13 protein-coding genes are annotated in these 15,409 nt (G+C 54.8%); 5 read left to right on the top strand and 8 right to left on the bottom strand.

What is annotated here, in order from left to right:
* Positions 1–93: 93 nt before the first annotated feature.
* The 3 genes from ACJ8PI_RS13235 to ACJ8PI_RS13225 all read right to left on the bottom strand — a co-directional run bounded on the left by ACJ8PI_RS13235 (position 94) and on the right by ACJ8PI_RS13225 (position 3,861).
* Positions 94–2,565: a fimbria/pilus outer membrane usher protein gene (locus tag ACJ8PI_RS13235; protein WP_164134481.1), complete on the bottom strand. Its 2,472-nt coding sequence runs from the start codon at positions 2,563–2,565 to the stop codon at positions 94–96.
* Between the two features lie 22 nt (positions 2,566–2,587).
* Positions 2,588–3,265 carry a fimbrial biogenesis chaperone gene (locus tag ACJ8PI_RS13230; RefSeq protein WP_074027148.1) on the bottom strand — a complete coding sequence of 226 codons (678 nt, stop codon included), beginning with the start codon at positions 3,263–3,265 and terminating at the stop codon, positions 2,588–2,590.
* A 65-nt stretch (positions 3,266–3,330) separates the two neighbouring features.
* Positions 3,331–3,861, bottom strand: coding sequence for a fimbrial protein (locus tag ACJ8PI_RS13225; protein ID WP_041036151.1), 531 nt, complete (start codon positions 3,859–3,861; stop codon positions 3,331–3,333).
* Between the two features lie 470 nt (positions 3,862–4,331).
* On the opposite strand from ACJ8PI_RS13225, the gene ACJ8PI_RS13220 reads away from it, so the two are divergent.
* Positions 4,332–5,396, top strand: a complete 1,065-nt coding sequence (locus ACJ8PI_RS13220; protein WP_060430744.1) for an FAD-binding oxidoreductase — start codon at positions 4,332–4,334, stop codon at positions 5,394–5,396.
* Positions 5,397–5,665: 269 nt separating this feature from the next.
* Here ACJ8PI_RS13220 and ACJ8PI_RS13215 read toward each other — a convergent pair whose 3' ends face one another.
* Positions 5,666–6,853, bottom strand: coding sequence for a NupC/NupG family nucleoside CNT transporter (locus ACJ8PI_RS13215; RefSeq protein ID WP_004936373.1), 1,188 nt, complete (start codon positions 6,851–6,853; stop codon positions 5,666–5,668).
* Positions 6,854–7,230: 377 nt separating this feature from the next.
* On the opposite strand from ACJ8PI_RS13215, the gene ACJ8PI_RS13210 reads away from it, so the two are divergent.
* Positions 7,231–8,466, top strand: a complete 1,236-nt coding sequence (locus ACJ8PI_RS13210; RefSeq protein ID WP_033635427.1) for an Nramp family divalent metal transporter — start codon at positions 7,231–7,233, stop codon at positions 8,464–8,466.
* Positions 8,467–8,507: 41 nt separating this feature from the next.
* Here the strand turns inward: ACJ8PI_RS13210 and ACJ8PI_RS13205 are convergent, their stop codons facing one another.
* On the bottom strand, positions 8,508–8,918 hold the full coding sequence (locus ACJ8PI_RS13205) for a DUF2502 domain-containing protein (RefSeq protein ID WP_049195598.1): 411 nt from the start codon (positions 8,916–8,918) through the stop codon (positions 8,508–8,510).
* A gap of 224 nt (positions 8,919–9,142) precedes the next feature.
* Entirely contained in the window at positions 9,143–10,132 is a 990-nt protein-coding gene (gene mgrA, locus ACJ8PI_RS13200) for an L-glyceraldehyde 3-phosphate reductase (RefSeq protein ID WP_060388090.1), read from the bottom strand.
* Positions 10,133–10,321: 189 nt separating this feature from the next.
* On the opposite strand from mgrA, the gene ACJ8PI_RS13195 reads away from it, so the two are divergent.
* Entirely contained in the window at positions 10,322–11,983 is a 1,662-nt protein-coding gene (locus ACJ8PI_RS13195) for an alpha-keto acid decarboxylase family protein (protein WP_060438803.1), read from the top strand.
* Here ACJ8PI_RS13195 and ACJ8PI_RS13190 read toward each other — a convergent pair.
* Positions 11,980–12,849 carry a LysR family transcriptional regulator gene (locus tag ACJ8PI_RS13190; protein ID WP_033653700.1) on the bottom strand — a complete coding sequence of 290 codons (870 nt, stop codon included), beginning with the start codon at positions 12,847–12,849 and terminating at the stop codon, positions 11,980–11,982. The two genes, ACJ8PI_RS13195 and ACJ8PI_RS13190, sit on opposite strands and share 4 nt — an antisense overlap.
* A gap of 99 nt (positions 12,850–12,948) precedes the next feature.
* Between ACJ8PI_RS13190 and ACJ8PI_RS13185 the strand changes: the two genes are divergently transcribed.
* Together ACJ8PI_RS13185 and ACJ8PI_RS13180 are read left to right on the top strand one after the other, a co-directional pair.
* Positions 12,949–13,401: a multidrug/biocide efflux PACE transporter gene (locus ACJ8PI_RS13185; protein WP_033635424.1), complete on the top strand. Its 453-nt coding sequence runs from the start codon at positions 12,949–12,951 to the stop codon at positions 13,399–13,401.
* Positions 13,402–13,468: 67 nt separating this feature from the next.
* Entirely contained in the window at positions 13,469–14,161 is a 693-nt protein-coding gene (locus ACJ8PI_RS13180) for an aspartate/glutamate racemase family protein (RefSeq protein WP_033653701.1), read from the top strand.
* On the opposite strand, the gene ACJ8PI_RS13175 is transcribed toward ACJ8PI_RS13180, so the two are convergent.
* On the bottom strand, positions 14,158–15,405 hold the full coding sequence (locus tag ACJ8PI_RS13175) for an ion channel protein (protein ID WP_164134482.1): 1,248 nt from the start codon (positions 15,403–15,405) through the stop codon (positions 14,158–14,160). The two genes, ACJ8PI_RS13180 and ACJ8PI_RS13175, sit on opposite strands and share 4 nt — an antisense overlap.
* Positions 15,406–15,409: the final 4 nt, after the last annotated feature.

The raw sequence follows: 15,409 nt of genomic DNA, 5'->3' as shown, positions 1-15,409 counted from the left end.
GGTTGCCTAATGTTTAGCTCATTGCCAGTTGGTCGACATTTAGCAGGAAAGATCCTGCATATTATGCTATGTGCGTTTATCAATAATTTAATGCTATTTACATATCATATTGAGCATTTTTATTTTTGACTCAGACTCTTTAGCTGTAATGGCATAACTGCCTTGGCAGCGTTGCTTCCCCTCCCAATGAACCAACACCGTTCCTGAATCCGGCATACCGCTCATATAAACGCTATTATCATTTCCTACGATCCCTGTCGTTTTGTCTTCACCTTGCAGCGTAGCGACAGCGCCGAAAGGGATTGCGTTGGTATTGTGTTGCAGCTTTAAGATAATTCTATTGCCGATGTTAGATTTAAAGTGAGCGGATACAACAGCGCCTTTTGTCGGGATAACAATCTTGCTGTTCTTTGCTATTTCAACGTCATCGCCAAAGCTTTGCGGGTTTAAGGCAATCCGATTCTTATGATAACTGCTGATGTAAGGTACTACCGCATAGCCTCGAGAGTCAGTTTTGACGCCGACACTGTTAATCACTTCAATATTGTGGGCATTGGGTACCTTAACTAAAGCCACAGTATCCCCCAGCGATTGCGATAATGTAATGCCGTCGCCATGGGCGATGGCGCCGCCGCGTAGGCTGTAATTAACCCGCTGCATATTTTGATCAAAGCTGTATCCGGCCCCGACCTCGCCATACCCGCCGCGATAATAGGCGGAGCCGTTGCCGGATGGTCCGGATCTGATGCTGCTTTGGGAGGCCGAGACGTTATAACTGAGCTGGTTATTTTCCAGAGCCGTTCCGCTCACACCTAATTGCTGATTGAACTTGCCCTTGCTGTTCTTGCTGGCGGTGTAGTTAGCCCAGCTGTTCGATTGCCATTTGTTCAGCGGGATCTGAACGTTAAGAGTGGCAATCTTGTCGGGTTTATCCGTATAAGGGCCGCTATTGTAACTCAAAGCAAGATTGTAGCTAATACCACGCTGGCTGGTTGAGAACCCAAGCAGAAAATTCTTCTCAACGCTGCTGTTATGCCAGTAGTTCTGTTGATAACCGTTGAGGTAGAAACTACCGAAATCGTGAAGGGGCTGATTAATATTGAGAACCAGCTTGCTTCTTTTTATGTCACGCGCCAGCCACTTTTTCTCAAGATTGGTATTCATGTCACTAAATTCAGAAAAATTTAAATAGCCTGATGTTGAATATCGATATCCTGCAAGCGTGAAGTTTGTACCCGTAGTTTCAAGGTTTTTTGCGTACTGGAGCCGATATTGTTGCCCTGAACGGGAAGTGCCCGTAATGAGCCGGCTTTTGGTATGGGTGACATCGGCTGAAAATGATCCGAACTTTTTCAAGCTGCTGCCGATGCCGGAAGAAATTCCCTGGTGTTTTTCTGAGATGATTACGCCCCCATAGAGCGTTTTATCGTCTCTAAGACCATAAATTAATGACTGTTGAAGAAATTTATATTTAGATTTATCGCGTTGCGCGGCACGGTACTCGCCTAGCGTTAATTCATTTTTTTTCATGCCTTCTCGCAGCATGATGGGCACTGCGGAAAAGGGTTGAAAGAAGCTGCGTTCTGAGCCATCTGCCTCTTTGATGATTACTTGCAGCCCACCGCTGGAGGTGGTGGGGTAAATATCGGTTATTTCAAAACTTCCTGCGGGCACGTGAGTTTGATAAATGATGTAGCCATTTTGCTTCACAATGACTTCGGCATTGCTTTGCGCGACGCCTCGCACCGTGGGGGCGAAGCCCCGCTGGCTGTCAGGGATCATGGAGGGATCGCTCGCGAGTTTCAGGCCGCGAAATTGAAAGCTGTCAAAGACGTCGCCAGAAGTTGAACTGTCACCCACGATCAAGGTGCTTTTACTGTCTCTAAGACCGCGCTCAGCATAGGAATTGATGCTTTTCCATTTGGTGCTGTTTTGGCTTGAGTAGGTAGAGTAGTTTCTCAAGCGCCAGGCGCCGAAGTTTGCGCCGCTGCGCAGGTTCAAATATTGATTATCACCCGTTTTTGCATTCCCATTTTGCCATGATTCGGTGCCGCTGAAGCTGTAATCCATCAGGAGGACGTTTATGCCGTCATCCCAAAGCGTCGGGTTTACCCAGTCCCGCGGCTGGTTTTTAAGATAAGCCTGAGGAATATTTAAATCTAATCTTTGGCGATTGAAGTCAAACTTTGCATAGCTGCCCGGAATAATCTCATTGATGGGATGATCGGTTAGACTGTTTTCGCTCGTCGTTGCCTTTAATGCGTCAAATTGGATGCCGAAATTTTCAAGATCGTTTCGATGGATGCGAGGTTGCAAAGCACCGGCAACGTGAAAAAACTCCACTTTTTGATTAGCGAAAAAAGCGTTGTTTAGATAGATATCCACCCAATACTCACCAGGCAATTGATCGCTCGGATTGTTGAAATGGGACAAGTCAGCCACGTTTTGATAATTTCTGTTTAATGCAGAAGGCTCAAAGTAGTCCTCTGCCAGTGCAACCGGTGAGGATAAAAAACAGAAAAACAGCACCGACTTTTTGTTGTTGGCGATACTTGGCATAGTCATTTTTGCATCCCTTTACATATTGTTATAACGATGCTTTTATTTCCTCGGTCACGCCTCCATAGTCGTTGATGGCTTGCCATTTTATTACAGTGCTGCGTATTCCGTTTGGCATAGCCCATTGCTTTTTACTTTTTGGTGCGACCATGTCGGCTTCTTTAAGCTCTTTTTCACCTACAGAGAGAGAGTAAAAAGAGACATAAAATGGCGTTGGGTTACTCACAATCAACATGTTTTTTTCTCGAGAGAATTTGATTTTTTTGTATGCGTCACTTGCCTCTTTCTTTGATAAAGAACTGGGGCGATAGATTATTTTTATTCTGTTTTGTACTGTAATAAGGAGTTTGTTTTCCTTGGTTCTTTTGGTTGAAGGTATCGATCTTACGCTAAGCCAATATACTTTTTCTTCATGCTGTGGCAAAACGCCGCCAGAATGGATGATTCTAATAATATTATCCTGCTCTGGCTCCAGCCTGAACAATGGCGGGGTAACAATGAATGGGACTTCACTGCTATCCTCGGCCCGAAAATTTTCTGCCCAGGTTTGGATGAGTACCGGTGAATTGCTGTCTTGATTGCTTACTGAAATATTCGATTCTTTTTTATTTTCCTCATAAATGACTCGCGTTCCTCCCAGGGTTACGCTGGCGACAGTATTAAAAGAAAATAATAGCAGAAAGCAAAGGATTCTTTTTTTAATCATCGTTATTCCCGTAGCGGTTTTAATTATCGGGCCGGCGTTGTTGCCGGCCCGATAAGAGCACCTTATTAATTATATGAGATGCTGAATTGTGTCGTGGCATTTGCCGGGCCGACGGTAACCGTGCCGGATGTAGACATATATTTAGCGACATAAGTAAAGACGTTCCTGATGTCTTTTTGCACGCTTTGCGCATTAGAGAATGACGCAACCGGGATTTGCGTTGTGCCATCGGCCTCATAGAGCGCAACGCCGATGCCTGTAGCGGCGTTGGTCTCTTTATTGAGCGACAACAGAGTTGTGTTGCCATCTGCGTAAATGCCATCGAACTTGATAGACGCTTTTTTGACCGTGTCCGGACAGCTGACTAAGGCGATATTGAATTTTGTCGGTAGCGCTGTATCGCCAACGCTTCTAAACGCTTTGGCACTGACATTGCCCATTGGGATTGTCTGGTTGGCGCTGCCCGCCTCAACCGTGCAGGTTTGGTCGGTCACCGTGCCGGTAAAGTTTATAGTACCGTCTGCAGCGTATGATGTAGACGATATGACTAGATATGCTCCAGCTAACAGCATGGTTCTCTGTGTGCGTAATTTCATATTCTCTATCCTTTTATAACTGTATGTAAATCATAGTTTTTTAAATCAATCCCTATGGTTATTGAATACGCGTTAAAACTCCCTTTTTCAGGTGATTGATGCTTTTGAGTGTGTGTTAGTTTGAATTTGAAAACTGCAATTCTCACTTTTATTGGTTTTTAATGCTGCCAGGTGGTTTTTCTCCGGCCGCTATTTGTTAACGAAATTTAGTCTATATGAAAAAAAACTATTCAGTGTTAAAGATCATAAAAAGTGCTATTTTTAGAGTTAAATTCTGTGTTTGTGGTTTTTTATGCTATTGGTTTGAGTGTGTATCCTGAATTTAAGCAATCCTAATAGTTTGATCCTCTGATTAATCTTGTGATTGTTAATGTGCTAATTAATGTTGATGATGGGTATGTGTTGACATTGATATTGTTTTCTTGATGAAACTATTGTCATTGTTTCACCATCGTTGGATGAGGTTATCCATGAAAAAAAATAAAAATATCGCAATTGTTGGTGGTGGCGGGGTAACGGCGGTGATGACGGCCTTGGCCTGTGCGAGGAAAGGGATCTCCGTTGATTTTTTTCTCGATGAGATGGATTACGATGAGTTTAAGACCTCTTTGGGTAACCATTGTTTATGGCGAAGCGTTCATGAAGATAATCTGCGCCTGAGCCGATTTGCGGCTCAGTCTCAATGGATATGGGAAAAATTTATTTTGGCCTCTAGCGGTGAGTTTGGCCGCAAAGAAAGAATGGTACGCGTGGTTGAACGTGCGGAACTCAACCGGCTGATAAAATTGTATGAGCAGTATAATTTACCCTATGAAGTGAAAAACTGTGGCGATGATGAGTCAATTGTATTGCCGCCTTTCCTTGATTATAAGAATAAATTTATCTTCGTGAGTTATGACTCTATTTTACTTAACGTGGCTGAAATATTTTCATATTTTAGTGATGAATTGGCGTTTTTCACGAGTGTGAATGTTTTCAGAAATAAAAATATTGGTGGATTAGGTAGTATTGAAGGCGGTGTGATTTTTGTTGACGAAAAGAAACATCTGTATGATATCGTGGTTAAGTTTACAAATGATTTTAAAATCAATGAGATGAGTTCTTTCGAGGCCGTAGATGTCGAGGCTAAAACGATTTTTAAAGACTTTTATCTGTCAGACGCCATCGGCCATTTAACACAGCCCATATGGATTTCTGAAAATGAGTTTAATATATCGCTAGTACCCTCTGTCGATGGACGTGTTATCAGGGTTGGCATGGATGTTCATTTCCCCCAATCGGCAGAGGTATTGGTGCGGAATTTAAACATTGATGCTTATTTATCAAGAAGTAAAATCGACGTAATGTCCAGTTCGATATTTTCAATTAGCTCATGTGGCGTCTCTTCTGAAGATGCCAGGTCAGTGATTCCATGCTGGACAGTGAGTGATGACAATAAAAAGATAGTTGTCGTTGAAAGTATGGACTCCTACTACAATGCCTCACCTGCTGTTGCGGAGGAGATCACTACGCTATTAACGCTGATTATTAACTGATTGTTTGTTTTATGGCGTGCGCACAGCTAAATGCAATACCGTATGGCGTATCAAAAGCGTTCTGTTATAAGGACAAAAATCGACCTGTTCTGACTACGCAGATTGTTGTCACAGCCATTCCATTTTATGCAGCAGCATTATTGTAGGGGAAGGGTTAACCGAGCGGCGAATGCTTATTTTCTGTCAGCATGCGCCATTGTAGGCGGTCAGGATACCGGCATAAAAAAGGCGCCCGCAGGCGCCTTTGTATGTTTGTGGCGACGCTGAACTTAGCCCAGCACCAGGCCTGCGATCGAAGCGGACAGGATGCTGACCAGCGTAGAGCCGTACACCAGCTTCAGGCCAAAGCGCGACACCACGTTGCCCTGATGTTCGTTCAGGCCCTTGATCGCACCGGCCACGATACCGATGGAAGAGAAGTTGGCGAAGGACACCAGGAACACCGACAGGATCCCCAGGCTGCGCGGCGACAGTTCGGCAGACACTTTCTGCAGCTCCATCATTGCCACGAACTCGTTGGAAACCAGCTTGGTGGCCATGATGCTGCCAACCTGCAGGGCTTCGTGCTTAGGAATGCCCATGATCCAGGCGAACGGATAGAAGAAGTAGCCGAGGATTTCCTGGAAGCTCAGGCCGAAGATGGCGCTGAACACACCGTTGAGCGCGGCGATCAGGGCGATGAAGCCGATCAGCATCGCGGCAACGATAATCGCTACTTTGAAGCCGGCCAGGATATATTCACCCAGCATTTCGAAGAAGCTCTGGCCTTCGTGCAGGTTGCCGAGGTGCAGCTCTTCTTCTTTATTGGTGTCGTACGGGTTGACCAGCGACAGCACGATAAAGGTGCTGAACATGTTCAATACCAGCGCCGCCACCACGAACTTGGCGTCCAGCATGGTCATGTAGGCGCCGACGATGGACATGGACACCGTAGACATCGCGGTCGCCGCCATGGTGTACATGCGCTTTTCCGACATCTTGCCCAGGATATCCTTGTAGGCGATGAAGTTTTCGGATTGGCCGAGGATCAGCGAACTGACGGCGTTGAATGACTCCAGCTTGCCCATGCCGTTCACTTTCGACAGCACGGTACCGATAATGCGGATGATGAACGGCAGCACCTTGATGTACTGCAGAATACCGATCAGCGCCGAAATGAAGACGATCGGGCACAGCACCTTCAGGAAGAAGAACGCCAGGCCTTTGTCGCCCATGCCGCCGAATACGAAATCAGTCCCTTGTCCCGCAAACCCGAGCAGTTTGTCAAACAGCGCGGCGAATCCTTTTACGAAGCCCAAACCCGCTTCCGAATGCAGGAAAAAGTAGGCCAGCAGTACTTCGATAACCAGTAATTGAATAACATAGCGAATGCGGATGCTTTTGCGATCGCGGCACACCAACAGGGCCAAGATCGCCACCACCACTATCGCCAACGCAAAGTGCGCAATATGGGACATGTTTGCTCCAAATTTGAGGCAGGCTGAATTTCGGCTGTCATTTTATGTAACGCTACGTTTAAAAACGAGACTTCTATTGCAAATATGGAAAATCATAGCGGGAGTTCTCCTAAAGTGTTGCGCAAAAGCATAAAAAATCAAGACGTTAAATCGGCAATAGGAAATTCGTATTCTTGTGCTAACCTGTCTTTCAGGGGTATTGCAGCCAAAATCCCATCAGAAAAGCACGGAAATCGGCAAGCTCCGCGCTGAACCCTTCGATAAAACCGTTAATGTTGGCTATTACAGAGATAAGTTTTACCGCTCTAAATGCGCTTGATAATTATTATCATTTATATAGAGTGGAGATAAACGTAATTTCAGTAAGGGTTCAACATATGCTGAACAGTCGCGTGGTTGAAACCACCTCCGGTCGCTCCGCCAGAAAAATCAAACTCTCGCTGATGGGGCCTGCCTTCATCGCCGCTATCGGCTATATCGATCCCGGTAACTTCGCCACCAACATCCAGGCCGGCGCCTCGTTCGGCTACAGCCTGCTGTGGGTGGTGGTTTGGGCCAACGTGATGGCGATGCTGATCCAGCTGTTGTCCGCCAAGCTGGGCATCGCCACCGGGAAAAATCTGGCCGAGCACATTCGCGATCGCTTTCCGCGGCCGGCGGTGTGGGCCTATTGGGTGCAGGCGGAGATCATCGCCATGGCGACCGATCTGGCCGAGTTTATCGGCGCGGCGATCGGCTTCAAGCTGCTGCTCGGCGTTTCCCTGCTGCAGGGCGCCGTGCTGACCGGCATCGCCACCTTTTTAATCTTGATGCTGCAAAAGCGCGGGCAAAAACCGCTGGAGCTGGTGATTGGCGGCCTGCTGCTGTTCGTCGCCGCCGCTTACATCGTCGAGCTGGCGTTCTCTCAGCCGCAGCTCGCGCCGCTGCTGAAGGGCATGGCGCTGCCCGATCTGCCCAACGGCGATGCGGTATTTCTGGCCGCCGGGGTATTGGGCGCCACCATCATGCCGCACGTGATCTACCTGCATTCCTCGCTCACCCAAATCGGCGGCGAGCACGACAAGGCGGAGCGCTATGCCGCCACCAAAGTCGACGTCGCCGTGGCCATGACCATTGCCGGTTTTGTTAACCTGGCGATGATGGCCACCGCCGCCGCCGCGTTTCATTTCAGCGGCCACAGCGGCATCGCCGATCTCGACGTGGCCTACCTGACGCTGCAACCGCTGCTCGGGCAAGCCGCCGCCACCGTGTTTGGCCTGAGCCTGGTGGCCGCCGGCCTCTCCTCTACCGTGGTGGGCACGCTGGCGGGGCAGGTGGTGATGCAGGGGTTCGTGCATTTCCATATTCCGCTGTGGCTGCGGCGTGCGGTGACCATGCTGCCGTCGTTTATCGTCATCATGCTGGGGATGGACGCCACGCGCATTCTGGTGCTGAGCCAGGTGCTGCTCAGCTTCGGCATTGCGCTGGCGCTGGTGCCGCTGCTGGCTTTCACCGGCAATCGGGCGCTGATGGGGGAGATGGTCAACGGCCCTGTGGTGCAAAACCTGGGCAAGCTGATCGTGCTGGTGGTGGTGGGATTGAACGGCTACCTGCTGATCGGCAGCGTACTGTAGGCGAAAATAGCGTGGGCCGGCATTGCGCCGGCCCGTCGTCGTTAATCGCGGTCGTCATCGCCGTGGCGGCGCCAGCGATCGCGGTCATGATCGTGGTGGTGCTTTTTCTCTTTCTTCCAGTGGTGCTTATCGTAATGCCTGTCGTATTTACGATAGCGTCCTTCATGATAGTAATAGTGTTTGCGCCAGTAGTCGCGGTCGCGCCAGCGATAGCCGTCCCAGTAGTAACCGCGGCGGCTGCGGTCGCCGAGATAGCGCCCCTGATGGCCTTGCCACCAGTCGCGATCGCGCCAGTCGTAACCGTCCCAGTAACGGCCGCGATTGTCCCGATCGCCGATACGCAGTGAAACGCCCGGCATCAGATCGATGCTGATCCCTTCGGCGTGCGCCTGCTGTGCGGCGGGCAGTACCGTCGCCGCCAAGATGGCGGCCAAGAGCAGAGGTTTAAACATGACTTCTCCTTTCCGCTTGCGCGGCCTGGCCGTTTGTCACTTTATGAAGCGCGTTCATCAGTTTAAAAAAGCGGCCTTATCGTTATTTTTGCTGCAATATCGGCATCATAGCGCCGGCGCATAGGGTTGAATCTGAGAGCCACTCTGAAAACGGCGACGAAGGCCAAGATTTGAGATTTTTCTGGGGTATCGCCGCTCGATTGAGCGGCGGAATTTGTAAGCGATTACAGTAAGATTTTCTCGATCTGCGCGAGTTCTTCTTCACTGAAGTGGCGATTGGCCAGCATGCCCACCGCGTCTTCTATCTGCGCATTCTTGCTGGCGCCGATCAGCACCGAGGTAACGCGATCGCCGCGCAGCACCCAGGCCAGCGCCATTTGCGACAGCTTCTGCCCGCGTTGCCGCGCCAGCGCATCGAGGCGGCGCACCTTGTCCAGCCGCTCGGCGGTCAACTGCTCCGGCTGCAGGAAGCGGCTGCCGCTGGCGGCGCGGGAATCTTGCGGAACGCCGTGCAGGTAGCGGTCGGTCAGCAGGCCGCCCGCCAGCGGCGAGAAGGCGATCGAGCCGACGCCATGCTCCGCCAGCGTATCCAGCAGCGCCGTCTCCGGCCCGCGTTCCAACATCGAATACTTCGGCTGGTGGATCACGCACGGCGTGCCGAGCCGCTGCAGAATGTCGAATGCCTGCCGCGCGCGCTCGGCCGGGTAGTTGGACAGGCCGACATACAGCGCTTTGCCCTGGCGCACCAACAAATCCAGCGCCGCCATGGTTTCTTCCAGCGGCGTCTCCGGATCCGGCCGATGATGATAAAAGATATCCACATACTCCAGCCCCATGCGCTTCAGGCTCTGATCGAGGCTGGCGACCAGGTACTTTTTCGAGCCCCAATCACCGTAGGGGCCGGGCCACATGGTGTAACCGGCTTTGGATGAGACGATCAGCTCATCGCGCCAGGCCCGCAGATCGGCGTTGAGTATGCGGCCAAAGTTCTCCTCGGCGGCGCCGGGCGGCGGGCCGTAGTTATTGGCCAGATCGAAATGAGTAATGCCGCGATCGAAGGCGCAGCGGATCAGGCCGCGGGCGTTGTCGTACAGCGTGGCGTCGCCGAAATTGTGCCACAGTCCGAGCGAGACGGCGGGCAGCTTCAGCCCGCTGCGGCCGCAGCGCCGGTATTCCATGTCTTGATAACGTGAGGGGGAGGCGGGGTAGGACATAGTTATCCTTGTCGGCGAGAGGTGAAGTGCTTTGAGTGTATACGCTTTCACACCGCGCTGCCGGGGGAGCGATCACAGCGCCGGCATGTAACGCCAGGTTGCCGATCGATGCAGGAATCCTTGTTCGAAATTTGAACAGCATCTTCGATACTTAAAGGTAATCGCTCCAGCTGCAGACAGGTGATGATCATGACTCAGACCTATACGGTGGCCGATTATCTGCTCGATCGTCTGGCCCAAATCGGCATCCGTCATTTCTTCGGCGTGCCGGGGGATTACAACCTGCAATTCCTCGATCACGTCCTCGCCCATCCGCAAATCACCTGGGTAGGCTGCGCCAACGAACTGAACGCCGCCTACGCCGCCGACGGCTATGCGCGCTGCAAACCGGCGGCCGCGCTGCTCACCACCTTTGGCGTCGGCGAGCTGAGTGCGTTGAACGGGGTGGCCGGCAGCTACGCCGAGTACCTGCCGGTGATCCACGTGGTCGGCACGCCGGCGCAGCGCGCTCAGCGCGCCGGTGATTTGCTGCACCATTCGCTGGGGGATGGCGACTTCACCCACTTCGCCCGCATAGCCAAAGAGGTGACCGTCGCGCAGGCCGACCTGACCGCCGACAACGCCGCAGAGGAGATCGACCGCCTGATCTGCGCCGCCTTGCTGGAACATCGCCCGGTTTACCTGATGTTGCCCAGCGACGTCGCACAGGCGCCGCTGCCGAGTAAACCGGCGCCGCTGATGCTGCGCCAGGCCAAACTGTCGCGCAGCGCATTGCAGGCGTTTATCGCCGCGGCGCGCGAAAAGCTGCTGTCGGCGCGGCGGGTATCGCTGCTGGCGGACTTCCTGGCCGATCGCTTCGGTGCCGAAGCGGCGCTGGACGAGTGGCTGCAGGAGGTCGACATTCCGCACGCTACGCTGCTGCTCGGCAAAGGCGTGCTGGATGAGAACCGCGCCGGTTTTGTCGGTACCTACTGCGGCGGTGCCAGCGATCCGGCGGTGAAACAGCTTATCGAAAACGCCGATGTGGTGATCAACGTCGGCGTGCGTTTGACCGACACCATTACCGCCGGTTTCACGCATCATCTGCCGGTGGAAAAATGCATCGACATTCAGCCGTTCGAAGCCTGGGTCGGGCGGCAGCGCTTTAGCCGCATTCCGATGCGCGACGCGGTGCGGGCGCTGCATCGCCTGAGCCTGTCGCTGGCGTCGCGTTGGCCGTTGCCGCCGATCGTCCGCCCGGCGCTGCCGGAAGGCGATGGGGAAGGGCTGGATCAGCACGCCTTCTGGCGGCAGATGCAGGATTTCCTGCGGCCCGGGGATATCGTGCTGGCCGATCAGGGCACCGCCTGTTTCGGTGCGGCGGCGCTGACGTTGCCGCGCGGCTGCCGGTTGATCGTGCAGTCGCTCTGGGGCTCGATCGGCTATACCCTGCCGGCGACGTTCGGCGTGCAGACCGCCGAACCGCAGCGCCGGGCAGTGCTGCTGATTGGCGACGGCGCCGCGCAACTGACCGTGCAGGAGCTGGGTTCGATGCTGCGCGACGGGCTTAAACCGGTGATCTTCGTGCTGAATAATCAGGGATATACCGTCGAGCGCGCCATCCACGGGCCGGAGCAACGTTATAACGACATCGCGCGCTGGAACTGGACGCAGTTGCCGCCTGCGCTGGCCGGCGAGCGGCCGGTGAAGGCGCTGCGGGTCAGCGATTCGGACGGCTTGCGCCAGGCGCTGCGCGAGGTAGCCGACGGCGATCGGCTGGCCTTCATTGAAGTGATGCTGCCGAAGATGGACATTCCCGAGCTGCTCGACACCGTTTCGCGCGCCATTCAGGCGCGCAACGCCGCCGCTTAAGGCAGGGAATCGCCCAGCAGGCGCTTCAGCACCCAGAACCCCGCCGGGCCCGGCGGGGTCAGTTTTGACCATACCGCATCCACCGAGATCATTTTCGGCCAGCCGCGCGGCCGCAGCTCGGTCAGCATATTGTGGCCGTATTGTTGCACCAGCCAGTGCGGCAATACCGCCCAGCCGAACCCCTGTTCCGCCATCTCCAGCAGCAGCAGATAGCTGGGCGCCGACCAAACCAGGCCGCCTTGTCTGGCCGCTTCGGCGCCGGTGTAGGTGTTCAGGATCAGCTGTCGGGTGCTGGACAACTGCTCCGGCGTCGGCGCGGCGGCCTGCGCCAGCGGATGCTGGTGGGCGACGAACAGCCCCATGTCGGTTTGTTCCGGCAAACGAGAGAAGGCGATATCCGGCGGGTAGCTTTTTTGCACTTCCACCATGCCCAAATGCGCGCGGCCGCTTTGCAGCAGATCAATAACGTCGCCATCTTCGGCGATCATCCACTCCAGCTCAATCTCCGGGTAACGCAGTTCGAATTGTTGCATCAATTGATCGTGATGCTTGGGTTGATAGGTATCGGAGAACACCATGCTCAGGCGCGGTTCGACCTCGCCCGCCAGTTGAATGCTCAGGGCGTCGAGCCGCTCGCTGGCGGCGAGGATCGCCTGCACATGCCCCAGCACTTTGCGGCCGGCGGCGGTGAGCACCGGCTGGCGCGCGCTGCGATCGAACAGCGTCAATGCCAGGTCGGCCTCCAGATTGGCGATGGCGGTGCTGATGGTGGATTGGCTTTTGCGCAGCTTGCGCGCGGCGGCGGAAAACGAGCCGAGGGCGGCGGCTTCGACAAACGCGTGCAGCGCTTCCGGGGAATAGTGCATAAACTATCTACTTTATCGATGGTATCTATTTTTAATCTACCCAAAAAAGCGATGATAATCACCTGACTTTCGCAACAACTGTCGGAAAAAAGGTGATGTATGCAACTGCAAAACAAGTCTCTCATTGAACGTATCGTCCACGCCGTCGGTTTCGAGGTGATTGCCGTGATGATCGTTTCTCCGCTGGGGGCATGGCTGCTTAATCGTTCGATGGTGCAAATCGGCGCATTGGCGGTGGCCTTGGCGACCATCGCCATGGTCTGGAATATGGTTTACAACACGGTATTCGACCGTCTGTGGCCGGTCAGCCGGGTCGTCCGCAACCTGAAGGTGCGTGTGCTGCATGCCGTCGGTTTTGAAGCCGGTTTTATCCTGATCGGCGTGCCGATCGCCGCCTGGATGCTGAATATTTCCGTATTGCAGGCCTTTATGCTGGAGATCGGTTTCTTCCTGTTCTTCCTGCCGTACACCATGGCCTATAACTGGCTGTACGACACGCTGCGCCAGCGCTGGTTCGAAGCGCGCCAGCCGATCAATTCCGGCGCTGAATAAGGCGTCGTCAGCCCGGCGATTCTCAGGTAAGGTCAGAGGATTGTCGCAACAGGCTGAGGAAAGAAAAATGAAAGTGTTGGGCTTGCTGGGTGGCATGAGCTGGGAATCCACCATTCCGTATTACCGCACTATCAACGAGCAGGTAAAGGCGCGCCTCGGCGGGCTGCATTCGGCCAAAATCGTGCTCTACAGCGTCGATTTTCAGGAGATCGAGCGCTTGCAGCACCAGGGCGATTGGGACGGCGCCGGCCGATTGCTGGCCGCCGCCGCGGTGGCGTTGCGCGCCGCCGGCGCCGAAGCCATCGTGATCTGCACCAACACCATGCACAAGGTGGCGGAGGCGGTCGAGCAGGCCAGCGGCCTGCCGCTGATCCACATCGCCGACGCCACGGCGCTGCAGGTGCGGGAAAAAAACATTCGCCGCGTCGGGCTGCTGGGCACGCGCTTTACCATGGAGCAGACCTTCTACCGTGGCCGCCTGCAGGAATTGCACGGCATTGAGGTGGTGACGCCGGTCAGCGCCGATCGCGACATCGTACACCGCATCATCTATGACGAACTGTGCCTCGGTAAAATTCGCGACGCCTCGCGCGACGAGTATCGCCGGATCATCAGCGATCTGGAGCAGCAGGGCGCGCAGGGGATTATTTTCGGCTGCACCGAGATAGGGTTGTTGGTGAGCGAGCAGGATGCCTCGGTGCCGGTGTTCGACACCACCGCGATCCACGCCCGCGCCGCCGCGGCGTTCGCGCTGGCCTAATCGTCGTGCGGCGGTTGCCGGCGGTTTACCAGCATCAGCGGTTTGCCCGCCAGCGCCAGCCAGGCGGGCAGCATCACGATGCACAAGACCGGCAGCAGGTGCAGATCCGGCACCACCGCCACCGCCATGAACAGGCTGAGCCAGCCGTCGCGCGTCACCACCAGCACCAGCCCCATGATGGCGCAGGAGACGGTGATCGCCGCCGGCACCGCCGGAACGTGCTGGTGCAGCATCAGCCCCAGCGCCACGCCGACGAACACCGCCGGGAAGATGCGCCCGCCGCGAAAGCCGCTGGCGGCGGCGATCACCAGCGCCGCCAGCTTGGTCAGGGTAATGGCCAACAGCGCCGGCACCGAATAGCCGTCGTCTTGCGCGAGGCGCTTCATTTCATCCAGCCCTTTGAACAGGGTAATCTCTCCGCCCACCAGCGCCAGCAGGCCCAGCACAAACCCCCCCAGCCCTAACATCAACACCGGATTCTTCATCGAATGGAACAGGCGGTGAACGTGCGGGAAGCACCACAGCGCCACCATGCCGAGCGCGATGGCGATCAGCGCCACGATGGCGCCGCTGAAGATGTCCGGCAGCCGCGTCACGTCGTAGGCGTCGAGCTGCAGGGCGAAATTGGGCTCGAAGAACATCTGGGTGGTGACCGCGCCGGCGGCGGCGGCCACCAGCGGGGCGAACAGGCGATCCCACAGCGGCGTTTCGTTATTGCCCGCCAGGGTTTGCGAGAAGATCAGCGCGGCGGCGACCGGCGTGCCGAACATCGCGCCGATGGTGCCCGCAGCCGCCAGGATGATCCAGTCCATGCGCGGCACCTTCGGCAGCAGGCGCGCACCGGCGGCCGCTACCAGCGCGATATTGATGGCGGTGATCGGGTTCTCCGGCCCCAGGCTGACGCCGCCGGCCAGGCCGACGATCAGCGCCAACCCCAGCCCCGGCAGGGCGGAGAGCGGCAGCGGCATGCCGATCAGCGATTCCGTCGCCGGGTCCGGCCCGGCGTGGCCCGGCATATAGCGCACGATAAGGCCCACCGCCACGCCGGTCAGCGTCAGCATCGCGACCGGCCACCAGGGCGACTGGGCATCCAGGCTCAGCGCATCGGGCAGCGTCACCCACAGTAATTGCTGCAGCGCGGCGGCGACTTTCATCACCAGCAGCAGCACCAGACTGGAAGCGGAACCGATAATCAGCGCAGGCAAAGCAAAGGCCAACATGGCATTGGCGCGCGGATGCAGCATGGGT

It is taken from the genome of Serratia sp. CY82433 (assembly GCF_052166535.1).
In the GTDB taxonomy this organism is placed as follows: Bacteria; Pseudomonadota; Gammaproteobacteria; order Enterobacterales; family Enterobacteriaceae; genus Serratia; species Serratia sarumanii.
This window is presented reverse-complemented; position numbering and strand designations above follow the sequence as displayed.